At 35.6% G+C, this 25364-nt stretch carries 23 protein-coding genes; 13 read left to right on the top strand and 10 right to left on the bottom strand.

Annotation, left to right across the window (positions count from 1 at the left end; translation table 11 throughout):
- Positions 1 to 28 precede the first annotated feature (28 nt).
- Complete coding sequence (gene tyrS / locus I5168_RS02490; protein ID WP_431472342.1) at positions 29 to 1327, bottom strand: tyrosine--tRNA ligase; 1299 nt, start codon at positions 1325 to 1327, stop codon at positions 29 to 31.
- Between the two features lie 84 nt (positions 1328 to 1411).
- Between tyrS and I5168_RS02485 the strand changes: the two genes are divergently transcribed.
- A complete protein-coding gene (locus tag I5168_RS02485) occupies positions 1412 to 2410 on the top strand; it encodes an NAD-dependent epimerase/dehydratase family protein (protein WP_431472341.1) in 999 nt (332 codons plus the stop codon).
- Here I5168_RS02485 and I5168_RS02480 read toward each other — a convergent pair.
- From I5168_RS02480 to I5168_RS02470, 3 genes are read right to left on the bottom strand one after another with little or no spacing between them, the layout of a single operon-like run.
- Positions 2407 to 2832: a DUF4296 domain-containing protein gene (locus tag I5168_RS02480; protein ID WP_105018185.1), complete on the bottom strand. Its 426-nt coding sequence runs from the start codon at positions 2830 to 2832 to the stop codon at positions 2407 to 2409. The genes I5168_RS02485 and I5168_RS02480 overlap by 4 nt on opposite strands.
- Complete coding sequence (locus I5168_RS02475; protein WP_167342942.1) at positions 2829 to 4169, bottom strand: dihydroorotase; 1341 nt, start codon at positions 4167 to 4169, stop codon at positions 2829 to 2831. Before I5168_RS02475 ends, I5168_RS02480 begins: the two co-directional genes overlap by 4 nt.
- Positions 4166 to 4897, bottom strand: coding sequence for a polyprenol monophosphomannose synthase (locus I5168_RS02470; protein WP_431472340.1), 732 nt, complete (start codon positions 4895 to 4897; stop codon positions 4166 to 4168). Before I5168_RS02470 ends, I5168_RS02475 begins: the two co-directional genes overlap by 4 nt.
- Before the next feature lie 81 nt (positions 4898 to 4978).
- On the opposite strand from I5168_RS02470, the gene I5168_RS02465 reads away from it, so the two are divergent.
- Both I5168_RS02465 and I5168_RS02460 read left to right on the top strand, forming a co-directional pair.
- Positions 4979 to 5611, top strand: a complete 633-nt coding sequence (locus tag I5168_RS02465; protein WP_042276197.1) for a DUF4271 domain-containing protein — start codon at positions 4979 to 4981, stop codon at positions 5609 to 5611.
- A gap of 12 nt (positions 5612 to 5623) precedes the next feature.
- On the top strand, positions 5624 to 6367 hold the full coding sequence (locus I5168_RS02460; protein ID WP_042277252.1) for a uroporphyrinogen-III synthase: 744 nt from the start codon (positions 5624 to 5626) through the stop codon (positions 6365 to 6367).
- An 82-nt stretch (positions 6368 to 6449) separates the two neighbouring features.
- Here I5168_RS02460 and pckA read toward each other — a convergent pair whose 3' ends face one another.
- Both pckA and I5168_RS02450 read right to left on the bottom strand, forming a co-directional pair.
- Positions 6450 to 8045: a phosphoenolpyruvate carboxykinase (ATP) gene (pckA, locus tag I5168_RS02455; protein ID WP_410505428.1), complete on the bottom strand. Its 1596-nt coding sequence runs from the start codon at positions 8043 to 8045 to the stop codon at positions 6450 to 6452.
- Positions 8046 to 8133: 88 nt separating this feature from the next.
- Positions 8134 to 8520 carry a DUF423 domain-containing protein gene (locus I5168_RS02450; protein ID WP_431472339.1) on the bottom strand — a complete coding sequence of 129 codons (387 nt, stop codon included), beginning with the start codon at positions 8518 to 8520 and terminating at the stop codon, positions 8134 to 8136.
- A gap of 53 nt (positions 8521 to 8573) precedes the next feature.
- On the opposite strand from I5168_RS02450, the gene I5168_RS02445 reads away from it, so the two are divergent.
- Positions 8574 to 9938 (top strand): saccharopine dehydrogenase family protein, encoded by a 1365-nt coding sequence (locus tag I5168_RS02445; protein WP_431472338.1) that lies wholly within the window; start codon positions 8574 to 8576, stop codon positions 9936 to 9938.
- Here I5168_RS02445 and I5168_RS02440 read toward each other — a convergent pair.
- Positions 9935 to 10912, bottom strand: coding sequence for an acyl transferase (locus I5168_RS02440; protein ID WP_431472337.1), 978 nt, complete (start codon positions 10910 to 10912; stop codon positions 9935 to 9937). The two genes, I5168_RS02445 and I5168_RS02440, sit on opposite strands and share 4 nt — an antisense overlap.
- Positions 10913 to 10978: 66 nt before the next feature.
- Entirely contained in the window at positions 10979 to 12697 is a 1719-nt protein-coding gene (locus tag I5168_RS02435; protein WP_167342946.1) for a T9SS type A sorting domain-containing protein, read from the bottom strand.
- 232 nt (positions 12698 to 12929) lie between these two features.
- On the opposite strand from I5168_RS02435, the gene I5168_RS02430 reads away from it, so the two are divergent.
- Positions 12930 to 13616, top strand: a complete 687-nt coding sequence (locus tag I5168_RS02430; RefSeq protein ID WP_042276185.1) for a response regulator transcription factor — start codon at positions 12930 to 12932, stop codon at positions 13614 to 13616.
- A complete protein-coding gene (locus tag I5168_RS02425) occupies positions 13606 to 14700 on the top strand; it encodes a sensor histidine kinase (RefSeq protein WP_105018193.1) in 1095 nt (364 codons plus the stop codon). Before I5168_RS02430 ends, I5168_RS02425 begins: the two co-directional genes overlap by 11 nt.
- Here I5168_RS02425 and I5168_RS02420 read toward each other — a convergent pair.
- Positions 14604 to 15713, bottom strand: a complete 1110-nt coding sequence (locus I5168_RS02420; RefSeq protein WP_167342948.1) for a glycosyltransferase — start codon at positions 15711 to 15713, stop codon at positions 14604 to 14606. The two genes, I5168_RS02425 and I5168_RS02420, sit on opposite strands and share 97 nt — an antisense overlap.
- A 70-nt stretch (positions 15714 to 15783) precedes the next feature.
- Here I5168_RS02420 and trmB point away from each other — a divergent pair, with 70 nt between their 5' ends.
- From trmB to I5168_RS02405, 3 genes are read left to right on the top strand one after another with little or no spacing between them, the layout of a single operon-like run.
- Entirely contained in the window at positions 15784 to 16452 is a 669-nt protein-coding gene (gene trmB, locus I5168_RS02415) for a tRNA (guanosine(46)-N7)-methyltransferase TrmB (RefSeq protein WP_105018195.1), read from the top strand.
- The gene (locus I5168_RS02410; RefSeq protein WP_060523280.1) at positions 16452 to 17084 is read left to right on the top strand and encodes a LysE family transporter; all 633 of its coding nucleotides are present in this window, start codon (positions 16452 to 16454) and stop codon (positions 17082 to 17084) included. Before trmB ends, I5168_RS02410 begins: the two co-directional genes overlap by 1 nt.
- Positions 17071 to 17409: an MGMT family protein gene (locus I5168_RS02405; RefSeq protein WP_431472336.1), complete on the top strand. Its 339-nt coding sequence runs from the start codon at positions 17071 to 17073 to the stop codon at positions 17407 to 17409. Before I5168_RS02410 ends, I5168_RS02405 begins: the two co-directional genes overlap by 14 nt.
- 28 nt (positions 17410 to 17437) lie before the next feature.
- On the opposite strand, the gene I5168_RS02400 is transcribed toward I5168_RS02405, so the two are convergent.
- Positions 17438 to 18211, bottom strand: coding sequence for a THC0290_0291 family protein (locus I5168_RS02400; RefSeq protein WP_105018197.1), 774 nt, complete (start codon positions 18209 to 18211; stop codon positions 17438 to 17440).
- A 242-nt stretch (positions 18212 to 18453) separates the two neighbouring features.
- Between I5168_RS02400 and gdhA the strand changes: the two genes are divergently transcribed.
- From gdhA to I5168_RS02380, 4 genes are all read left to right on the top strand, one after another.
- Entirely contained in the window at positions 18454 to 19797 is a 1344-nt protein-coding gene (gdhA, locus tag I5168_RS02395) for an NADP-specific glutamate dehydrogenase (RefSeq protein ID WP_167342951.1), read from the top strand.
- Between the two features lie 153 nt (positions 19798 to 19950).
- Positions 19951 to 22236, top strand: a complete 2286-nt coding sequence (locus I5168_RS02390) for a T9SS type A sorting domain-containing protein (protein WP_431472335.1) — start codon at positions 19951 to 19953, stop codon at positions 22234 to 22236.
- 5 nt (positions 22237 to 22241) lie between these two features.
- Entirely contained in the window at positions 22242 to 22964 is a 723-nt protein-coding gene (gene recO, locus I5168_RS02385) for a DNA repair protein RecO (RefSeq protein ID WP_431472334.1), read from the top strand.
- Positions 22961 to 25363, top strand: a complete 2403-nt coding sequence (locus tag I5168_RS02380; RefSeq protein WP_431472333.1) for a TonB-dependent receptor — start codon at positions 22961 to 22963, stop codon at positions 25361 to 25363. Before recO ends, I5168_RS02380 begins: the two co-directional genes overlap by 4 nt.
- Position 25364 lies beyond the last annotated feature (1 nt).

The raw sequence follows: 25364 nt of genomic DNA, 5'->3' as shown, positions 1-25364 counted from the left end.
GCTTTTTTTGATTGGGTTAAAGAAGTTTTTATTTTAAAATAACTAGAAACTTATTACGCTTACCTCGCTGTAAAAGCATTAAGTCACCAGCAATAATATCGTCTTCATTTATAGCTCTTTCCTCGGTTATCTTATTTTTATTTATGGATAAACTATTTTCTTTAAGAGCTCTTCTTACTTCACTATTAGATTTTAGGAATCCAGTAGTCTCTGCAAAGAATTGAACTAGGTCTATCCCATTTTCAACCACTTTGCGATCTACTTCTACTTGTGGAACACCTTCAAAAATCTCGAGTAAAGTAGCTTTGTCAAATTTGTTCCATTGCTCTGGTGTCACCGTTTTACTAAATAGAATTTGTGAAGCTTCTACAGCTGTTTCATAAGCTTCTTTACCATGGACCATAACGGTTACTTCTTCAGCTAGGCGTTTTTGAAGAGATCTTCGGCCTGCATCCTGATTGTGTTCTTCGATTAATTGTTCACATGTTTCCTTGTCTAGAAAAGTGAAAATTTTAATCCAGTTTTCAGCATCGGCATCCGTAGCATTAAACCAGAATTGGTAAAATTGATAAACACTTGTTTTGTCTGCATCTAACCATATATTTCCCGATTCTGTTTTACCGAATTTCGTACCATCAGCCTTAGTAACTAAAGGAGTAGTAAGTGCATAAGCTTTTCCACCAGTCTTACGTCGTATTAACTCTGTACCGGTGGTGATATTTCCCCATTGGTCACTACCACCTATTTGCAGTTTACAACCCATTGTTTCATAGAGATGTAAGAAATCATATCCCTGAAACAGCTGGTAGGTAAATTCTGTAAAGCTCATGCCATCCACTTCACCCGTAAAGCGTTTTTTCACGCTATCCTTGGCCATCATGTAGTTTACAGTAATGTGTTTACCAATATCTCTAGCAAAATCGATCAGGCTAAATTCTTTCATCCAGTCGTAATTATTCACTAGAACAGCCCGAGTACTTTCATCACCAGATTCAAAATCAACAAATCTAGATATTACGTTTTTGACACCTTTTATATTTTTATCTAGAATCTCTTGGGTAAGTAAGTTACGCTCACTGCTTTTACCACTTGGATCTCCTATCATACCAGTGGCTCCACCTACAAGTGCAACCGGTCTGTGACCAGATCGTTGTAGGTGCATGAGTAAAATGATTTGTACTAGACTTCCTATGTGAAGAGAATCTGCAGTAGGGTCAAAGCCTATATAACCAGTAACAGTTTCCTTGTTAAGTAGTTCTTCAGTATCGGGCATGATATCATGTATCATTCCTCTCCATCTCAATTCATTTACAAAATCGTAGGACATAAGCTTGTGTTTTGACCTGCAAATATATGGGGTTTTGGCAGTTTTGTAGCACTGTGATCGTGATGTATTCATTACTTTTACAACATGATTCTTATCACAGGAGCAACTGGATTATTAGGAGGACATTTGTTATATCGCTTTCGCGAAAGCGCAACACAAATAATCGCCATTTTTAGAACAGAGAGTAGCAAGGATAAAGTACGCCGCATTTTTGAATCATACGACAAAGAAAGTGGACATCTTATTGAGAATTTTAATTGGGTAAAGGCTGATATTTTAGACGTGCCTAGTTTAAACCTTGTCTTTAACAATGTGAAACAAGTATATCACTGTGCAGCGGCTATTGAAGCAAATAATTTTGAAGAACTTGAAAAAATAAATGTCACTGGAACTGCTAATGTTATTAATACAGCATTGCACCACAAAGTAGAAAAATTTTGTCACGTAAGTAGTATAGCCGCTTTAGGAGATGCTCCAGCAGGAAAACCAACTAGCGAGGAAGACTTCTTTAATTTGGATGGAATTAATAGTGATTATGGCATTACAAAATATGGTGCCGAAATGGAGGCCTGGCGTGCTACTCAAGAAGGTATTAAGGTTATAATTGTCAATCCTGGAGTTATTCTAGGCGAAGGTGATTTTAATTCAGGATCGGGTAAGTTAATATCTAGAACAGCTGGCGGGAATAAATTTTATACTACGGGTAGTAGTGGTTTTATAGATGTACGTGATGTTGTGCATTACATGGTTAATCTAATGGAAAGTGATGTGGAAAATGAACGTTTTATCCTAGTGTCTAACAATCTTAATTACAAAACTGTTCTTGATCAAATAGCAGGTCATTTAAAGGTAAAAAAGCCTAATATCAAATTAAGCGCATGGTTTTTACAGTTTCTATCTATACTATCTCAGCCTATAGGCTGGTTAGGAGGTTCAAGTTTAACTAGTGCCACAATTAAGAGTCTCACTAGTGAAACGTATTATAGTAACGATAAAATAAAAGCTGTCTTCCCGAATTATGAGACCAAGCATTTTGATCAAACCCTACAAAGGGTTACAACTTTTTATAAGAATCTAAATTAATTTTCTTCTTTTAAATTATTGATACTATCCCTTTCTAATAGTGTGTTTAAGGGTGTTTTTAATTCACCTAATTTATTTTCACGTTGTTGACGTGCTGCAATGCTATCCTTGATGGTGTTTAATTTAGATTGAGTGAGCTCAATCATTTCCATATATTCATCAGGTCTTTGGTTGTAGTATTCCAAATTCTCTTTAAATACAAGACTGTCGATTTGATGTTTCTTATAAATATAGGCTGTAGGAAGAGTGCCCGTTTTCATAAAATTATCACGATTTGTTCCTATCGCACCTTCAATCAAATACAAGTCGGCAAAAACATCAGACATCTTCTCAATATCAAGAAAGGATTCTGGACGTTCCACTTTATTGATGTTAACACAACCTACAATTGTGATAAAGAGTATGAAAATTATTTTTTTCATCGATTGAAACTTAATTCTTGGGCATTTCTTTCTGCACTTACTTTAAAGTTGTGATAGGCTATGTGACCATTAACGATAGTATGTGAAATTCTACTTTTAAAGGTAACACCTTCAAAAGGAGACCATCCACAGCTCGCAAGAATGTTATCTTTGGTGACAGTCCATGGGTTATTGGTGTCTACAATAACTAGATCTGCTTTATATCCTTTTCTTATATAGCCACGTTTTTCGATGTCAAATAATCTCGCTGGATTGTGACACATTTTTTCAACCACTTTCTCAATAGAGATTTTTCCTTCATGTACAAATTGTAACATGGCTGGTAAAGCGTGTTGGACTAAAGGACCACCACTAGGGCAGTTTGTATAAGTGTTTGATTTTTCTTCAATAGTATGTGGCGCATGGTCTGTAGCTATTACGTCAATCCTATCATCCAATAGCGCTTCCCATAATTGATCTCTATCACTTTTTGTTTTTACCGCAGGATTCCATTTTATAAACGCTCCTTTTTCTTTGTAATCCTCGTCACTAAACCACAAGTGATGTATACAAACCTCGGCAGTGATTTGTTTTTGCTCTATAGGTAATTTATTATCAAAAAGCTCGGTTTCCTTACCGGTTGACAAATGAAAAACGTGAATTCTCCCACCAGTTTGTTTAGCAAGCTCAACGGCCTTTGAGCTACTTTTATAACAGGCTTCTGCACTGCGTATTTTTGGATGTTCGGTTATTGGAATTTCTTCACCATATGTATTTAGAGCCTCTTGTAAGTTTGCTTTTATGGTGTCTTCATCTTCACAGTGTAGCGATATTCTAAGCTTTACTTTAGAAAAAATTTCTTTAAGAACTTCCTCGTCATTCACCAGCATATTCCCTGTTGATGATCCTAAGAACAATTTAATACCAGGTACTCTATTAATGTCCACTTTGAGTATTTCATCAAGGTTGTTATTAGTACCACCAAACATAAAACCATAATTAGCATGACTAGTTGCTGCTGCAATAGCCATTTTATTTTCCCACTCTGGAATAGTGGTGGTTTGTGGTTTTGTATTAGGTTGTTCCATAAAGGTGGTTATACCACCAGCTACAGCAGCAGCACTTTCTGAAGCGATGTTACCTTTATGAGTAAGACCTGGTTCTCTAAAATGTACTTGATCATCAATTACACCTGGTAGAACATATTTTCCTTCGGCATCAATAATAATGGTGTTAGGATCTTTAGCACTTATTGATTCATCGATTTCAAGAATAGTATCACCTTCAATGAATATGTCTCCTTCAAAAACGGTTCCTTCATTGACAATTTTAGCATTCTTAATTAAAGTCTTTTTCATATTTCTAATTTCCCTAGTACACTCTTTATTTTCATAGCTATTACACCAATAATAGCCTCGCTTATTATTCCCTTCGACATTTTAGATTCACCTTTTGAGCGGTCAGTGAAAATGACTGGTATTTCAACAATTTTTGCTTTCAATAAGTAGGCTTTGAACTTAAGTTCAATTTGGAAAGCATAGCCCACAAATTTAATCTTATCTAAATTAATTTTCCTTAATAAAATTGATTTATAACATTTGAATCCTGCTGTCGTGTCATGGATATCCATACCAGTTATGAATCTCACATATTTTGATGCAAAATAAGATAGTAATATGCGACTCATAGGCCAGTTAACCACGTTGACACCTTTGACATAACGGCTACCAATGGCAAGGTCTGCGCCATGTGTAGCACATGCTTCATAAAGAATAGGAAGATCAGCTGGATTATGACTAAAATCAGCATCCATTTCAAATATAAAGTCATATTCTCTTTTTAAAGCCCATTTAAACCCATGGATATAGGCCGTTCCCAGACCAGCTTTATTTTTTCTAATTTCTAAATGCAGTCTATTGTCAAAGTTTTTCTGGATCTGTTTTACTTCATTTGCAGTGCCGTCTGGTGAATTATCGTCTACGACTAATAAATGAATGTCATCATTTAAAAGTAATACTGCATTACAAATGGATGAGATATTTTCAATCTCATTATAAGTAGGTATTATGACTAATGTCTTTTTCATATAGCAGGCGCAAAAATACTCAAATATTCTACCCTATTTTAAACGACTAGTTGAATAGCTTATTTTTGTGTTCACTTGCTTATGAGTCCACTCGCACAAAATTTTGATTGGTTTTTTATAGTACTTACTACATTACTCGTTTTTGTGGTGATTGCGCGTTACATGTCTAGTATTCAAATTACCGATTACTTATCTGTTTTTATAAATGACAAAATAATAAAAGTAACCTTGGACGAGCCTAAAACTTACAGGTGGATTCATGCAGCCTTAATCATTTGCTATTTTGTTGCTCTTACAACCATAGCCCAACTGGTTTGGGGTGATAACCACCTTATAAGTAAGGAATGGGTAATGAAACTGCTTTTAATCATCTTGTTTTATAGTTTTCAATACTTTGTGTCAAAAATTTGTTCTGTAATAACAAAGACAGAGGATGTTGTTTATTTAGGCTGGCACTATAGGTGGTTTATGAGAAACGGGTTTGCTATTGTTGCCATTTTATTTGCTATTGTAGCAGCGTTTAAAAGTTTGCAGCACGATACCCTTGTTATAGCGGGAATTACAGCTGTATTCATGGAAATACTTATCAGTATTTTAATTATAGTTAAGTTAAAGAAGGTGCTTTTAAACAATTGGTTTTATTTTATTTTGTACCTTTGCGCCCTTGAAATCGCACCCTACTTACTTTTGTATAAGTATGTTAAGGGTGGATAATTGAAATTGCATATGGACAACAAAGTGAAAACAATTCTGGTTTCACAGCCACAACCAAAGGCTGAAACCTCACCTTATCAAAATCTTGTAGATCGTACTAAGGTGAAGATTGATTTTCGCTCTTTCATTCACGTGGAAGGCGCGAGTGCTAAGGAGGTAAGAGAACAAAAAATTGATCTTTCTAAGTTTAGTGCTATCATCCTTACTAGTAGAAATGCCGTTGATCATTTTTTCCGCGTTGCTGAAGAAATGCGTTTTAAAATTCCAGACTCTCTAAAGTATTTTTGTCAGTCAGAGGCTGTAGCTTATTACTTGCAAAAATATGTAGTCTATAGAAAGCGTAAAATTTATGTAGGTAAAAGGACTTTTGCAGAGCTTACTCCTCTTATCAAAAAGCATAAAAACGAATCTTTTTTAGTTCCTAGTTCTGATAAATTAAAGGATGATGTACCTAGAGAGCTTGATTCGCTAGGAGTGAATTGGAAGAGTGCTGTTTTCTTTAGAACAGTAATTAGTGATCTTTCTGACCTTGCAGATGTAAAATACGACGTTCTAGTATTTTTTAGTCCAAGTGGTATAGAGAGTTTGTTCAAGAATTTCCCTGACTTTGTACAGGATAAAACTCGTATTGCTGTTTTTGGTAACACTACGATGAAAGCAGCGCAAGAAAAAGGTCTTCGAATAGATATTCAGGCACCTACTCCAGAATCGCCGTCTATGTCAATGGCGATCGAGAATTATATTAAAGGAAAATAAAAGGTAGAGTTTTCGCTTTCGCGAAAGCGAAACTTAATAAAAACAAAAAAGGCTTCTCATTGAGAAGCCTTTTTTAATTGTGTTATTCACTAATTACTGGTGGACCACCAGCAAGGATTTCTTCACTAGCATAACTTTCAAATTTTTTGAAGTTATTCATAAAGTAATCTCTTAATTTATGTGCGGTCTTATAATAACCTTCATCATTGTTCCATGATTTTCTCGGGCTTAAAACTTCGTCAGGCACGTTAGGGCATGTTCTAGGTTGCGCCACGCCAAACATAGAGTGTATGTGATAATTGTCTTTATTTGCCTCTTCTAAACTTCCGTCAAGGGCTGCGGTAATCATCGCTCTTGTATATTTAAGCTTCATTCTGTGGCCAACTCCATAAGGACCACCAGTCCATCCAGTGTTCACTAGCCAAACATTGGTGCCAGTTTCCTTCATTTTGGCGCTCAACATTTCAGCATACTTAGTTGGATGTAAAGGCATAAAAGGAGCTCCAAAACAAGCTGAGAAACTAGGTTGTGGTTCATTTACTCCAGCTTCAGTACCAGCTACCTTTGCAGTATATCCACTAATAAAGTGGTATGCAGCTTGTCCTGGCGTAAGTTTTGAAATTGGAGGTAACACACCAAAAGCATCTGCTGTAAGGAAGAATATATTTTTAGGATTCTTTCCCTTTGATGGTTGCTTGATGTTTTCAATATGATAAATAGGGTAGCTTACTCTGGTGTTTTGAGTAATACTAGTATCTGCAAAATTAACGGTGCCATCCTCATTGAAAATCACGTTTTCTAAAATAGCTCCTGGTTTAATCGCATTATAAATCTCAGGTTCACCCTTTGGGTCTAGGTTTATGACCTTGGCATAACAACCACCTTCAAAGTTAAAAACTTCATTGTTTGAGGTCCAACCGTGCTCATCGTCACCGATAAGCGCTCTATTAGGATCGGTCGATAAAGTAGTTTTTCCTGTTCCACTTAAACCAAAGAATATTGCTGTATTTCCATCCTTACCTACATTGGCACTACAGTGCATAGGTAATGTATTTTTGTCTACCGGAAGAATGAAGTTTAAGGCACTGAAGATACCTTTCTTGATTTCACCTGTATATCCTGTTCCTCCAATCAAAGCAATTTTTCTTGAAAAATTCAAAATTGCAAAATTGTGTTGTCTGGTATGATCAACCTCAGGATTAGCCATAAATCCTGGAGCGTTAATTACCGTCCATTCTGGATCAAAGTTGTCTAATTCGCTTTCATCAGGTCTTAAAAACATATTGTGAGCAAACATGTTAGACCATGGATATTCATTAATCACTCGTAAATTAAGTCTATAGTCATCATGTGCACATGCATAAGCATCTCTCACAAAAAGCTCTTTTCCATTTAGGTATGCTGTAACTTTTTCTAATAAAGCATCAAAATGATCCGGTTCAAAAGGAATATTGATGTCACCCCACCAAATTTTGTCAGATGTTACATCGTCTTTAACGATAAAACGATCCTTTGGGGATCGTCCTGTAAATTCACCTGTGTTTACGGCTAGGGTACCGTTTTTAGTTTCCTTACCATTGAAACGCTCTACGGAGATTTCTTGCAGATCTTTTGGTGCAAGTTGGTAATGTAATTGAGAATCTGTGATTCCCCATTTTTCTAGTGAGATAGTTCTCATAGCTAGTGTATTTGAACCCATGTTGTGTGGTTTGGGAGTTAAAATTTGATGCAAAAGTAACGCACTATAACGTTGTAGTACAACCTTTTTAACGTTTTAATTTTAAAAAATTGTACACGTTTACAGCCCATCCTATGATTAAAAGCAGCCCACCAATTGGTGTAATTGGTCCTAGCAACTTTAAGGTAATTCCCAGTATTTCCTGTAAACTAAGTAAGTAAATACTCAATGAGAAGAAAATGGTTCCTACCGTGAATAAATAATAAACTGTTTTTTTGTGAGTAGCGGTTGCTTGATCGATTAAACTCATAATTAATAAAGCAAATCCGTGGTAGATTTGGTATCTAACTCCTGTTTCAAAACTTGCCAATTGTTCTGGTGTAAGTGCTTCTTTTAAAGCATGCGCACCTAATGCTCCTAGTATCACTCCGATAAGGATAAATACACTTCCTGTGACTAAAAAATTCTTTCTCACAAAATTTTCTTTTGATTATTATCTATGTACTTTGGTCTAAAATTACAACTCATATGCGTCATATCTTAGTAATCGGAGCAGGAAAATCAACAGGTGTCCTATTAGATTATTTAAAAGAAAAATCTGAAACTCATCAATTGTTTATCACTGTAGGTGATAAGGATATAGACCAGGCATTGAGGTTGACTCACGGGCATAAAAACTGTGAGGCGATAGCGCTAGATGTTTTTAATGCCGCAGATAGAAAGACGCAAATTGAAAAGGCTGATATCGTTGTGTCTATGTTGCCAGCTAGATTTCATATTGAAGTGGCAAAGGATTGTTTGAAGCTCGAGAAAAATATGGTTACCGCAAGTTATGTGAGTGAAGAAATGCAAGAACTTCACGATGATGTGGTGAAAAAGGGACTTGTGTTCATGAATGAGATTGGTGTTGACCCAGGAATTGATCATATGAGCGCCATGCAGGTTATCGATAAAATCAAAAAACAAGGTGGAAAAATGTTGCTTTTTGAATCGTTTACTGGTGGATTAGTTGCGCCAGAACATGATGATAATTTATGGAATTACAAGTTCACGTGGAATCCTAGAAATGTGGTCACTGCTGGTCAAGGTGGTGCTGCAAAATTTATACAAGAAGGAACTTACAAATACATACCCTATAACCGACTTTTTAGGAGAACCGAGTTTCTTGATGTAGAAGATTATGGAAGGTTTGAAGCTTATGCAAACCGCAATAGCTTGCATTATCGTGAAATTTATGGCTTAGACGACGTTCTTACTCTATATCGTGGTACAATGAGAAGAGTAGGGTTTAGTAGGGCTTGGAATATGTTTGTCCAACTGGGAATGACCGATGATACTTACGTCATGGAAGGTTCTGAAAACATGTCTTATCGAGATTTTGTAAATAGCTTTTTACCGTATTCACCAACTGATAGCGTAGAGCTCAAAATGCGCAATGAGCTTAAAATTGATCAAGATGATATAATGTGGGATAAACTATTAGAGCTAGATCTTTTTAGTTCTACTAAAATGATAAGTCTAAAAAATGCAACTCCTGCACAAATTCTTCAATATATTTTACAGGATTCTTGGACCTTGGAGGAAGGTGAAAAGGACATGATAGTTATGTATCACAAATTTGGATATGAACTTGATGGTGAGCGCAAACAAATAGATAGTACCACGGTTTGTCTGGGTGAAGGTGACTATAAAACAGCAATGGCCAAAACAGTGGGATTACCAGTTGCAATTGCTACGTTAAAAATACTTGATAAAGAAATTACAAATCCAGGTGTGCAAATTCCAATTTGCAGTTCTGTTTACGAACCAATTTTAAAAGAATTAGAGTCTTATGATATTCGCTTTCGCGAAAGCGAAACAAAATACCTAGGTTATAATCCTATTCATCGTTAGGTAGTAGCCATAAGGTTACAGCCTCTAATATCGCTGTGGTCAAACCTACCAAGAACTTCAAAGGTACCGTCCTGGTAAACCTTTCCTAGATCTTGGGTAGCAATAAAACTACAAGAATAATAATTAGCAAGGTCGATAATGTTTAAGCCACCTGTCTTGCCGTAATCTTGACTACTCAACGGATCATTGAGTTGCCTGGCAGATACACGCATCCAATTTGGAGTTTTAAATAGCCTACCATCAGATGAATATGCTTGTGACAGTAATTCTGTCATTCCATACTCACTGTGAATTTGAGCCTTTGAGAAAGAGTTCTTTAGTATGTCATGAAGTTCAGACTTAATAATTTCCTTTCTCATGCCTTTCATTCCTCCAGTTTCAATGATTATTGTATTAGGCAAATCCATCGGGCACATTTCAGCGAGTTGTAAAAGAGCAAACGTAACACCAATTAATATTACTTTTTTATCCTTTAATTCTTGAAGGATTATAATGAGGTCTTCCATGTTTCTTAAATAGAAGCCGCTTTTCTCATGTTTACTTTGTTGGATCCATCTGTTAACCATGTGTACTAGAGACGAGCCAGTGCGATCTAGATAATGCGGTAAGAGGCCAAGAACTACATAATCTTCAATATTGCCATATACTTCTTTGAAAGATAGATCTAGACTACTGTGATAATCTTCTATCGAATGTACTAGATGTCTTGAGACTGTGCTGCCTGTTGTACCAGAACTTGTAAATGTTTGTTGTATTTGTTTTCCTGTAATTACCACATCATGAGTTTTGAAAAATTCAATAGGTAAAAACGGTATTTCCTCTATCTGGTGAACTTGTTTATTTCCTAAGAGGTAATTACAGTACCTTTTATAAACGGGATTGTTGTTGTACTGATAATTGAATTGATGAATACATTGTTCATTAAATTCCTTATGGTCTTTTATGGTAAAAGGATTTTTTCTTGTAGTATTCATATTAAAGGCAAAAATAAAAAAGCACTGCGTATCGCAGTGCTTTTTATTCTATAATGTGATCGTAGTTTACTTAACGATTAGTTTACGAGTTTGAGAAACTTCATCTTGAGAAATTCTTACGATATAAAGACCAGCATCAAGACTAGAAATGTTTAATTCTCTTGTAACATTCTGTACATTAATTATCTGTTGTCCTAATGTGCTGTATACAGTTACGTTAACTGGTTGTCCGTTTGAAGTATTGATAAATAATTTATCAGTACTGTTAGGATTAGGATAAATGTTGAAATCTACTGAGTCAATCGTATCGTTAGAAAGGATAGTGATATCAGTAAGATCTCTAGCTTGAATGTGGTAACCATTACTTCTTTGAGTAATAAAACCAATAAGGCTTGTAGGTTGTGTAGGGTATATTGATCCTATGTAATCTACATTGAAAAGAGCTCTATGAGAAAAACTGTCCATTCCAACAGAAATAGGTTGCTCGTCACCGTTTGAAAATGCTAGAGTACCATCTGCATTGTCAAAAGTAACATTATCAATTTGTACAATTTCAGATTCGTAGTCTTCTGGGTTTGCGTTTAATTGAGCAAGAGTAACTATTTCTGGAGCAACTGTGTTTCCTGTGCTCGTTGGAGCGCCAGTGTCTACAGTTGGAGTGAATTGAAGTAGTCCATTGAATTCACTAAGAGTACCTGTAACTCCTGTGATTCCATCACCTCTTACTAGAGCTGTTGTAATAATACCAGAATTATCATCAATTAAAACACCAGCAGTCGCGTCTTGTATCCATTTTTGGTTTCTAAAACCTTCAGTATGAGTAATTATTACTTCTCCGGCAACAGTAATAACATCAGAAGTAGGAAGGCTTATTGCTCTTAATGCAGCAAGGTCTTGAACTTGTTGAGCACCTGGAACTGTAAAGCTTACTGATTGAGAAACAGCAGGATTTAAAGGAGCACCTACATTATCTACTAGTTGAATTGTTACGGTATAAGTAGCAGGACTTAAACTTGTAAATGAAATATCTGTAGTGTCGAATTTATCAACAAAGCCGTTGTTGTCTAATTCATATTGAACATAACCATCACCACCAGCTGATGCTACGTTAAAATTGGTTACCACAAATGAAACATCTACATTGCTAGTTACTGTACTTCCATTTGCAGGAGCAGTAATACTCAATGTTGGGTTAGTATTTGCAGTAGTGGTATAAGACCCTACATTGATGATAGATTCAAAAGTTGTTGTACCACACTGATTATCTAGAGTGTTAGGGGCAGTAGTATTCCAGTTTGCTTGATTAAAAGTAGCATCTGGACCAGTGCCATCAACTCTTTTTGCATAAGAGTCTAGATATTCCCAAGTTTCTCCGGTACCATCAACCATAGTACCGTATGTGTCTACCACATTTGTACTTACAGTTTCAATAATACGAATAGCATCATCTCCATTGTTGTTTGCAGCACTGGCGCTAGCATAATCAGTTGCAGGAATATTTGGAAATTCCAAATTTAAGGTAGCCTCGGTACCTGAGTACACGTAGACAAATGAATCTGTTCTAGTTCCAAAAACGCTTAGGTCAAAAGGAGAACCGAAAGCACCACCATTTGCAGATTTTTCTAAAGTATACTGTGTGAAATCAACTGTTCCATCAGCATAGATCTCAATTAATTTAGGAGTACCACCTGAACAGGTACCGTCCATTATTGATGTAATAATAGGTTGTTGAGCAAAAGAAAAAGAAGCAGCAAATAAGGCTACTAAAAAGTAAATTTGTTTCATAATTGATATAAATTTTGTGCAAAGATACCACGATTAATTAAGGTATCTGTTTGATAATCTAGGATTTAATATTAAGATAACATTTGAAAGAAATTCTTTCCAAACTTCCTCATTTCAAGTCTGCTATAATAATTGTAATTTTCCACGTGGTTTAAATTAACCTAAACCTAACACAACCTTAAAACGCTTTTAAACCATTCGATATAATTTCGAACTTTACTTACAATTCAACATGAAAGACTTAAAAGAGAAGATTTTAATAGTAGATGATGAACCAGATATCCTAGAAATTGTTGGTTATAATCTTAAGAATGAAGGATATCAGGTTTACACAGCAGAGAACGGCGATGAAGGTGTTAAAAAAGCCAAGAAAAAGAAGCCGGATCTTATCATACTAGACGTTATGATGCCTATTATGGATGGGATTGAAGCTTGTGAAAAAATGAGAAAAATTCCTGAATTGGATAATTCTATCATTACCTTTTTCACTGCTCGAGGCGAGGACTTCTCTATGATAGCTGGATTTGATGCAGGTGCCGATGATTATATTACAAAACCCGTTAAACCTAGATTACTTATAAGTAAGGTAAAGTCATTACTTAGAAGAAAAATAAAGGAAGTTGAGTCTGATGAAAATGTGGTAAAACTTGGTGATTTAGTAATCGATAAAGATCAATACAAAATCTTTTACAAGAAGGAAGAAATGATTCTACCTAGAAAGGAGTTTGAATTATTGTCTTTGCTTACAAGTAATCCGGGTAAAGTGTTTAAAAGAGAAGAAATTCTTGATGTCGTTTGGGGAAATGAGGTTGTAGTTGGAGGACGCACTATAGATGTTCACATTAGGAAATTAAGAGAAAAACTAGGAGAGAAGAGCTTTAAAACCGTAAAAGGAGTAGGCTATAAATATGTCAAATAACAATCCAATTTCTCAAAATAGAAAGAGTTATAGGTTTGCTTTTAGATCATCTTTATTTATAAGCAGTATTGCAGCTATTCTTATTATTTTATACGAGATTCTCTTTCATCCAGAATTACCTCTTGTATTTTGTATTGTATTTCCATTTTTACTTTTTGTTATTTCTTTTTTGGTCGTTCAATACAGGGCCCAGCAATACATTTACAAGAGTATTCAAAAAATATATGATGAGATAAGTATTTTAGAATCCACTTCTCTTATCGAGCAACCGGTGACTACCGATATGAGGACCTTGAAAAATCAAGTTGAAAAATTTGCTCGTAAGAAAAAAATAGAAATCGAAACTTTAAAGGTGCGTGAGAATTATCGTAAAGAGTTTCTAGGTAATATCTCTCATGAGCTTAAAACTCCGTTATTTACTATTCAAGGCTATATTGACACCCTTTTGGATGGCGCTCATAAAGACAAGGTTATTAGGAAAAAATACCTGCAACGAGCTCAAAAAGGAGTAGAGCGTCTTACTTATATTATTAATGACATGGATATGATCACTCGACTAGAGGTAGGTGATATGTCGTTGGATAAAAAAGAATTTGATATTGTTGCCTTGATAAAACAAGTCTTTGATCAGTTCGAAATGAAGGCAGGTAAAAAAAATATTACGCTTGCACTAGATATGAATTACGATTCACCAATAATGGTAAGAGCCGATCAAGAACGTATTCAGCAAGTAATTGCTAATTTGATTGTAAACAGCATCAAGTATGGGAGAAACAATGGAACTACTGAGATTGCTATAGAAGATCTAGTAAATAACAAGGTGATTATTAGAGTGACTGATAATGGTGAAGGTATTGACAAGGAGTTTGTTCCTAGGTTATTTGAGCGCTTCTTTAGGGTTGACCGAACGGGTTCTCGTAAAGAAGGAGGCTCTGGTTTAGGACTTGCTATTGTTAAACATATTATCGACGCTCATCGAGAAAGCATCTACGTTGACAGTGAATTAGGAATCGGTTCTGAGTTTTCATTTACTCTAGAAAAAGCTTCGTCTAGGCTAGAAGATATTGAAGTAGTTGAAGAATAACTCTCAACTAGTCCTTTATATTCATCTACCATTTTAAGCATATTGATGTCAAACTCATCCTGATTGCAATAAGGAGCAAATCCAGCTTTTTGTAAATGTTCTGCGAGGTATTCTTGCTCAAATTGACCTGGTGTTGGGATGAAAAAAGCCTTCTTTTTTAATTTTTGTAAATCCATTACGGTGGTATAACCACTACGTGATAAAATTAATTTACTTCTGTCAAAGGCCTTCTGTAATCCCTGTGTATCTAGGTAGTTGCAATAAGTAATGTGTCCACTTTTAACAATAGTCTGTTCTTTTTCTACCTTACCAGAAATAAAAAGGACCTTACCATTAAACTTTTCACACTCTTTTTTTAAACGACGTTCTAGAATTGATTTCTGTGGTTCTGGCCCAGATAGTAAGACCATTAAGTCATAGGTGTGACTTTGAACGTTGTTTGGTACAAAACGAGATAGTGGACCCAAATAGATTTTCTTTAAATCACTATCCTCATTATAGCTTAATTTCCCACTTAAGTTAGGATAAGATTTAACATCAGGAATCCAGCATTGATCAAACTTCTTAATATAGTGTAAGTGCAGTTGTGTACTTAACCAAGTGGTTCCTCCAGATAAAACCTGCAATTGATGAGTGATAAATACAGTAGGAATTAGATTAGTATAAAGCCCTAATCTATTGTCTGAAATTATTCCGTCTAGTTTATACTTGATAATCAGGTGCTGCAATGCTTTATGTTCAGATCTTATAGCTTGCCATATTCTAGGAGAATCCTTGATCAATTTCAACTTAAGAGATCCTCGCTCGTTTTGATAGGATATCTCATAGGATGGCAACTCGATAAACGTTAAAGTTGGAAATTCCTTTTTCAGCAGGTTAAGTGCGTCGCCATCACTTGCTATAATTGGTCTGTCCCCATTATCAATAATCGCATTGATAATAGGTATACATCTAGTGGCATGACCTAATCCCCAATTAAGTGGAGCAACAAGTATGTTTTTGTAATTTCGCACGAATCAAAGATACCTAACAGTTGGAATCTGATATCTTTGTAGGCATTAAGTAACCTTTAAATTATTGTATTTGGGAAGTAAAAATAAGCTTAAGAGATTTAAAGAAAATGAGACCTTTGACAATGTAATTCAGCCTACTAGGGATGAAATGTTAAACAATTTTACTCTTAAAGGAAGGTGGAATGAACACTTCGGTAATGATAAACCCATAACTCTTGAATTAGGTTGTGGTAAAGGTGAATACACTCTTGCACTAGCAAGAAAATATCCAGATCGTAATTTTATTGGTATCGATATAAAAGGAGCTAGATTTTGGCGTGGTGCAAAGACTGCTCTGGAAGAAGGATTAGATAACGTAGCTTTTTTACGTACTCAAATTGAATTAGTAGATTGCGCTTTCGCGAAAGCGGAAATAGCAGAAATCTGGATTACATTTCCAGATCCTCAAATTAAATACAAACGAACTAAGCACCGCATGACAAATGATGCTTTTCTAGCCAAGTACAAGCATGTTTTACAGGAAGACGGTGTGATGCACTTGAAAACGGATTCAGAGTTTATGCATGGCTACACCATAGGATTGTTACATGGTCGTGGTGATGAAATTCTTTATGCTCATCATGATATTTACTCAAATACTGAGGCTCCTGAAGAGGTAGTATCTACACAAACCTTTTATGAAAAACAATACTTAGAAGTAGGAAAGCCTATTACTTATTTGAAATTTAAGATTAAGTAATGGATTCGTTTTGGCACTTTGTTTTTGGTTTTTCAGTTGGATTTATAGGTGTTATTCCACCAGGATTATTAAATCTGACTGCAGCAAAAATTAGTGTTAATCAAGGTCGTAGAGCTGCGGTTTTATTTTGTGTAGGAGCTTCACTAGTTGTTGTGGCCCAGGTCTATGTAGGTGTGTTTTTTTCAAAGCTTCTTACGGATAATCAACAAGTGCTAATTGCTCTAGAACGGTTTGCTATTATTGCATTCTTTGCTTTATCTATTTTCTTTTTTATTAAAGCTAGATTAGATACAGCTACTGAAGTAAAGGCAGTTGAAAAATCTGGCTATAAGTTATTAGGTCATGGTATTATTCTTTCTACACTTAATGTATTTCCTATTCCTTTTTATATAGGGTTTAGTTCTTTTTTGGCTGATAGAGATTTATTCAAATTTGAATCACCTACTGCTCATTTTTTCATATTTGGAGCTTGTCTAGGGACTTTTTTAATGTTGTTGGCCTATGTGAAGTATGTCAAGAAGTTCGGGTTTGATAGTGTGAATTTTGCGAGAAATATCAATTATTTGTTAAGTGGATTGACATTTTTGATAGCACTGGTTTCACTTATTAAAATGAGAGATGACATCTTCTAAAGACGATTTTTTTAATAAGGTGTACGATGTGGTAAGGCAAATACCAGTAGGTAGGGTTACTAGTTATGGTGCTATTGCTAGATTTTTAGGAGCGCCTCGCAGTAGTAGGGTAGTTGGATACGCAATGAATAGCAGTCACACACAAGATGATGTGCCAGCGCAACGAGTGGTGAATCGTAACGGTGTTCTTACAGGTAAACACCATTTTCCTGGTACAAACCTTATGCAACAATTATTAGAAAATGAAGGGCTAGATATTATTGATGATCAAGTCCAAAACCTTGATGCGGTGTTTTGGGATCCTAATATTGAATTAGAGCGTTAATCGTTTTTAGATTACAGGTTTTCTAAAATTATAGATACAAAATATATCCTACATTAAACCACCATATCCAATCATTGGCACGGTTGTTCTCGTTTAAAGGACTTAGACCGTCAACGTAGTTATCATTAACATAATAATGCCATTTTGAAGAGATTAATAAGTCACTTAATGGTCCAAGTTTATATCTCATTCCTATATCACCTACTAGCGCAATAGCACTACCTTGCGATGTATCTATACGATCTAAAAAAGTTGGATACGTTGTAATAGGATTGTTTAAGGGTCCTAGGGAACTTGTAGCTTCTGGTCTATAACTTACATAATGTGCGCCGAAACCTAAATATGGAGCCACCTTTGGGCTTCCAGATTGAAAATCTCTTATACTCCAAGGAAACCATTCTAAATGGGCTCCTATTTCAAACACTCTAGCTTTACCTTCCATTGAGCGCAATTGTAAACCAGCTATTGATGGTCTGTCAGCTAGCTCACTTAAATGGTTAAGAGTGGTAACGTGATAACTAGCCTCACTTCTTATTTTAAAATGATCATTCCAGTATGTGTCGCGACTATAACAATTACAGTCTGCTCGATATGCAAAATTTATGTAATGTACCAGTCCTACACCTATACCTACATTACCTGAGTTAGTGTCAAAATCATATCGTTCTCCATAATCACTTTGAAAAGCAACAGGTCCAGTTATAAAACCTAGTTCGTGAGAGAATCCCAATTGAGCATTTATACTTTGCAATGATGTTACAAATAGAAGAAGGACTAGAATTTTCTTAATACTTGGTGTCATGTAGGAAGACTTTGTAAAGCGTCAAATATATAAAAATATATACCACTTTATGAGTTAATTAGGCTTTCACAGCGCAAATATCAATCAAACATAACCTATCCCATAGACGAACTACAATCCTTATTACTTTTTATTATGCTCGCATACCTAAAAATAACCTAAAAATGCATTCACGTAAATGGACTATCCTATATTTGCATCGTTAACGAAAACGTTTTCTTAAACGTATTTATATATCAATAATGGAAAAAAAAGTTCAAGAATTTGTTGACCTTATAGAGAGTAAAAATCCTAATGAGCCAGAATTCATTCAAGCTGTGACTGAAGTTGCAGAGGCTGTAATCCCATTCATCGAAAAAAACCCAAAGTACCAAGTAGATAATTTACTTGAACGTATGGCAGAGCCAGAGCGTGTAACCATGTTTAGAGTGCCGTGGACCGATGACCAAGGTAATGTACATGTAAACCGTGGTTACCGTATTCAAATGAATAGTGCTATTGGACCATACAAAGGTGGATTAAGATTTCACCCATCAGTAAATCTTAGTATACTTAAGTTTCTTGCTTTTGAACAAGTATTTAAAAATAGCCTTACAACATTACCTATGGGTGGTGGTAAAGGTGGTTCTGATTTTAACCCAAAAGGAAAATCAGACCGTGAGGTAATGCGTTTTTGTCAAAGCTTTATGGTAGAACTACAACGCGTTATAGGAGCAGATACTGACGTGCCTGCTGGAGATATTGGAGTAGGAGCAAGAGAAATCGGTTACCTATTTGGATACTATAAGAAATTACGTAACGAGTTTACAGGTGTTCTTACTGGTAAAGGTTTGTCTTATGGTGGATCGCTTATGCGCCCAGAAGCTACAGGATACGGTAACGTATATTTTACTCAAAACATGCTAGCTACTCAAAATGATAAAATCGAAGGAAAAACTGTAGTGATTTCTGGTTCTGGAAATGTAGCACAGTTTGCTGCCGAGAAGATTCTAGAATTAGGTGGTAAGGTAGTAGCTATGTCAGATTCAGGTGGATATATTTACGATGAAGACGGTATAGATACAGAAAAGCTAGAATTCATTATGGACCTTAAAAATAACAAGAGAGGTCGTATAAAAGAATATACTGATAAGTACACAAATGCTACCTTCCATGAAGGAGATCGTCCATGGAGTGTTAAGTGTGATATCGCCTTACCATGTGCTACTCAAAACGAGTTAAACGGTGACGAGGCAAAAACACTTGTTGAGAATGGATGTAAAGCAGTAGGTGAAGGTGCAAACATGCCTTGTACTCCAGAAGCTATTGAAGTATTTCTTGATAATAAAATCCTTTTTTCACCAGGAAAAGCAAGTAACGCCGGTGGTGTTGCAACTTCAGGACTAGAAATGTCTCAAAATTCAATGAGATACAACTGGACTAAAGAAGAGGTAGACAACAAGCTGAAAGACATCATGAACAGTATTCACGAACAATGTGTTGAATACGGTAAAGATGAAAACGGTTTTGTAGACTATGTAAAAGGAGCAAACATCGCAGGTTTTGTAAAAGTTGCTGATGCAATGCTAGCACAAGGCGTGGTTTAATAACATCGCTTTTAGTGATTACGCTTTCGCGAAAGCGTTATTCAAATCATAAATTTTAAAACCCTTTACCAGCAATGGTTCAGGGTTTTTTTCTTATACCTATTTTTGTATAAATAAATACGCAAGGTTTAAAAATAGCGTTATCCTTTCTATATGAAATATTTCTTTTTTAGTTTACTGATTGTATTGTCTATTAGGCTTCAGGCTCAAAACTTCGAAAATTCATGGGAAGGTTTTTTCTCATTTAATGAAATTATAGATCTAGAACGTACTGATGAAGTCATCTATGCAGCTGCTTCCAATTCAATTTTTACGTACAATATAGCTTCAGGGGAAATCTCAACTATCACTACTATCAATGGTTTGAGTGGTGAACGAATTAGTCAAATATTTTATAGTGAGGATAAGGATGTGCTAGTGATCGCATTTGAAAATGGATTGTTACAGATTGTAGAGTCTACTGGAGATATCACTACCGAGGTAGCTATAAGAGACAAAGCAATAATCTCTCAAGAAAATAAAAGAGTCAATGAATTTCTTGAGCGAGGTGATTTGCTTTACATCGCGACAAACTTTGGTATTGCAATTTATAATCTTGAAGACCTAGAGTTTGATGACACATACTTTATAGGAGATAATGGAAGTCAAATACAGGTAAATTCTATAGCAGTATCAAATAACACGCTTTTTGCAGCTACACAGGATGGAGGATTTAGAATTGCCGATATCACAAATCCTTTTTTAATTGATTTTGCAAATTGGACCCAGACAAACGGTGATGTTTGGGTTGAGGTTTTTCCGTTTGATAGTGAAATTTACGCCGTGACTGAAGGTAGATTCATATTTAGATATAACGGATCTTCATTAGTATCTACAGGAATTAGAGTGCCTCAACCGGTTAAAGATGTCGATACTATAGATTCTACTATTTTATTTGTAGGGAATAATAGATCGTTTCTTTATGATACTAACTTGAATATAGTAAGTACTATTGATCTGGTAAATGGAGAATCTTTTAATTACAATGCAGGTGTGATTGATGCTTCTCAATTTTATTTAGGAACGCAAAATAACGGTATGTTGATTTTTGACCAATCAAATATTATAACTGCACAACAAGTTCTTGCTGATGGACCATCAAGAAATTCTGCTTTCTCGATAAGTGCTGTTCCTAATGAATTATGGGTAGCCTATGGCGACTATGATATTTTTTATAATCCGTTTCCACTAGAATCATTTGGTGTCTCTCACCTAGTGAATGAGTCTTGGATTAATCATGAATTTGACGATGTTTTAAACGCTCGTTCTATCGCAAGTATTACAATAAACCCGTCAAATACAAATCAAGTCTATTTGAATTCAATGATTGACGGCCTTATTGAATTTACAGATGATGTTGCGGTACAACAATTTACTGAGAGTAATACATCAATGACTCAAATTGGAGGAAACCCAAATAACGGTACAAGAATTCCTAGCAGTGTATTTGATAGTTCTGGTGATTTATGGGTTCTTAATTCTATTACCAATACTACTATTAATAGAAAATCTCCTACAGATAATTGGACTGCCGTTGATTTTTCGGTGCCTTATCCTGGAGAATTAGAATTAACCAGCGCTACAAAAATAGATGTGTCTAGTACAGGTAATTTGTTTTTTGGTACCACAGGAGCCGGATTATATGCTTATAATCCAACTGATGGAACCTTTGGGAATTTAAATGAGAATATTCAAGAAGGTAACTTGGTAAATAATTATGTAAGTGCTGTACGACTGGATCAAAATAATGCACTTTGGATAGGCTCAAATCTAGGTTTAAGAGTATTGTTTAATGCTAATAGTATTTTTGAAGATCAAGTGACTGATGCTAGACCAATAGTTATAGAGGATTCAAACAATATTCCTAGAGAGTTGTTAGATGGTGTGACCATTTTGGACATAGAAATAGATGGAAACAATAGAAAGTGGATAGCTACCGCAGGATCAGGTGCTTTCCTGTTTTCTCCTAGTGGGAGGGAAACAATTTTTCAATTTACAAAGGAAAACTCTCCATTACCTAGTGATGTGATTAATGATATTGCAATAGATGGTGCTACAGGTAAAGTATATTTTGCAACGAACAACGGTATTGTAGCTTTTCAAGGTGATCGTTCTAGTGAACCTAGAGAAAATTTAGAAAATGTTTTCGTTTTCCCTAATCCGGTTAGACCAGGATTCAATGGTAATGTCACTATTGATGGATTGACAGATCGTGCACGGGTAAAAATTACCGATGTAGAAGGTAATCTAGTATACGAGGAAGTTTCACAAGGTGGAAGCATTACCTGGGATCAACGCAATTTTGGTGGAGTAAAAGTTGCTAGTGGCGTTTATTTACTTCTCATTTCAACCGATGATAACATAGAAACGACGGTTGCTAAATTGATGATTATTAGATAACCAGTATGCTAGTAAACACTGCTGTACTCGTGCTTTCTACGGTCAAATATGGTGAAAGCGATATCATAGCAAAATTATTCACTCGTGAATTAGGAGTTCAATCCTATATGATAAAAGGAGTGCGCAAATCGCGCAAAGGCAAGTTGCGTATTTCATTCTTTCAACCACTTACACAATTAGAGATTCAAACCAATCATAAAGGAAAGGGTAATTTAGAGTATATTAAAGAAGCTCGAGTAAGAGTACCGTATTCAAATATTCACACTGATATTGTTAAAGGTAGTATTGCTTTGTTTTTCAGCGAGGTGCTCAGTCAGTTATTGATAAATGATCAACCAGATGAATCCCTCTTTGATTATTTAAACTACGCTTTTGAATTTTTGGACGTGACCGATCATGTCGCAAATTTTTCTATCAAAGTTCTTCTGGATACAAGTGTTATAATGGGATTTGGTATTGATCAGGCTTCAAACGATCAACCCTACCTTAATTTGCTTACTGGTGTTTTTGATGATAATGGATTACAACCTCATCACACTACTCAAAGTGAGGCAAGTCTCATAAAGCAATTTATGGGCATAAAATTTGATGAGCTAGGTACTATAAAAATGAATAGATCTAGTCGTAATTCCTTACTTAGTTTGGTGATCGACTATTTTCAAATACATTTGCAAGTCTTTAAAAAACCATCGTCCTTGGCGATATTAAAACAGCTGTTTGATTCTTGATTAGAATAATATTTTTACTAGTTTTTTTAAGTGCATTTAATGCTTTTTCTCAAACAGTTACTGTTGTTAATAGTGAGACCGGTGAACCTGCAGTAAACGTTGCCATCTATAATAAATCAAAGAAGTTAAGCACCTATACTAATATTGATGGTAAAGCTAGACTGGATAAATTTGATCTAGATGAAAATTTATATTTTCAAGCTATTTCTTACTTGACTATACGATTGACAAAAAATCAAATTATTGCAAATGATAATTTAGTAGGACTTACACCTAGATCAGAGACTATAGATCCTATTGTTATTTCTGCTTCAAAATTTGAACAGCGAGAGAGAGACATACCTCAAAAAATAATAGCTATTCCAGGTTTAAAAGTTCAAGAGTATCAACCACAAACCACAGCAGATTTTTTGGAGCAAACAGGACAAGTATTTGTGCAAAAATCTCAACAAGGTGGTGGTAGTCCTATGATACGAGGCTTTTCAACTAATAGATTATTAATTACTGTTGATGGAGTGCGCATGAACAATGCGATTTTTAGAGGAGGAAACCTTCAAAACATCATATCAATAGACCCATTAAGCATTGATCGCAGCGAGGTGATTCTAGGTCCAGGCAGCGTGGTGTATGGTAGTGATGCTATAGGTGGTGTAATGAATTTTTATACAGCACAACCTAAATTTGCTCAAGATTCTTCCATGGTAAGTGGTCGTGTAATGGGAAGATATTCGTCGGCAAATAATGAAAATACCGTTCATGCTAGGTTTAATTATCACGGTGATCAATGGGCCACTGCTACTAGTATAAGCTTAAATTATTTTGATGATCTACGCATGGGAGAACACGGTCCAGACGATTATTTAAGATTACAATATCAAACTAGAGCAAATCAGCAGGATGTAGTAGTTGATAATCCAGACTCCAGAGTACAAATTTCTAGTGGTTATGATCAAATCAATTTATTACAAAAAGTAAGTTATGAGCCTAGTTTAAAATGGCGATTAGATGCCAGTCTTATTTACACAGCTACTAGTGACTATTCTAGGTATGATGCATTGACACGCTTTCGCGAAAGCGGAGAACCCAGAAATGCGGCATGGTATTATGGGCCACAAAAATGGTTGCTCGCACATGGAGTTGCTACGCACAGAGGTAATGGGAAATGGTATGATAAATTGGTTATCAGCCAGTCCTTTCAAAAAGCTGAAGAAAGTCGTAATACTAGATCGTTCCAAAGTAATTCGTTATTCCGAAATAAAGAACAGGTAAATATTTGGAGCACCAGTGTAGATGCAGAGCGACGAGATAGAGAAAATAATGTTCTTTTCTATGGTGTCGAGTTTATTCACAACCGCGTAAATTCTAAGGGTAGTGAAGTTAATATAGAAACTAATGAGGTCCAGGCTGCGGCCTCTAGATATCCTGATGGTGCCTCATGGCGCTCACTCGCTGCGTATTTTAACTATCAATGGAGCATCAAAAAAAATCTAACATTGCAATCTGGATTGCGTTATAATCACATCTGGCTTAATGCAGATTTTGATCGAAGGTTTTTTGATTTCCCTTTTCAAAGCGCAACAGTTAACACAGGAGCACTTACCGGTGCAGCTGGATTAACATACTTACCTAATCCATCATGGGAACTCCGAGCAAATTTTAGTACGGCATTTAGAGCTCCAAACGTAGATGATGTTGGAAAAATATTTGACCCAGATCCGGGAACTCTTATTGTACCAAATCCTGACGTAGAATCTGAATACTCCTATAATACCGAACTGGGTGTAAAAAGAAAATGGAAAAACGTACAGTTCGAGATAGCAGGCTATCATACCTTCTTGAAAGACGCTTTGGTACCTAGACCTTTCTCTTTTAATGGTCAAGACCAAATTGATTATCAAGGGGAAACTAGAAACGTATTTGCTATCCAAAATGGGCAAGAGGCTAGTATTTGGGGAATCGAAGTTGCAGGTAAATGGAATTTAGAGAATAACTGGTCCATTAAAGGAACTTATACTCATGTAAATGGTGAGCAAACAGAAGAGGATGGTAGTAAAGAGAACGTGAGGCATGTTGCACCAGATTTTGGAAGACTTGAAATTGAGAAAACTGGCTCTAGATGGAATGCAGCTGCTTGGGTGATGTTCAATGGAGAGTTAGGATTTAACGATCTAGATCCTACACAACGCAATAGACCTTATTTGTACGCTCTAGATGAAGATGGTAATCCTTATTCACCTAGATGGTACACGTTTAATGTGCGAGGTAATTACCAGTTAAAGGACGATATAACGGCAACAGTAATTATTGAAAATATAACCGATCAACGTTATCGAACTTACTCTAGTGGTATTGCTGCTGCAGGTCGCAATTTGATTGTTGCACTTAGATTTGACTTTTAAG

The organism is Nonlabens sp. SCSIO 43208 (genome assembly GCF_050703575.1).
GTDB classification, from domain to species: Bacteria; Bacteroidota; Bacteroidia; order Flavobacteriales; family Flavobacteriaceae; genus Nonlabens; species Nonlabens tegetincola.
Note: the sequence above shows the minus strand (reverse complement) of the source record. Positions and strands in the feature narration are given on the sequence as shown.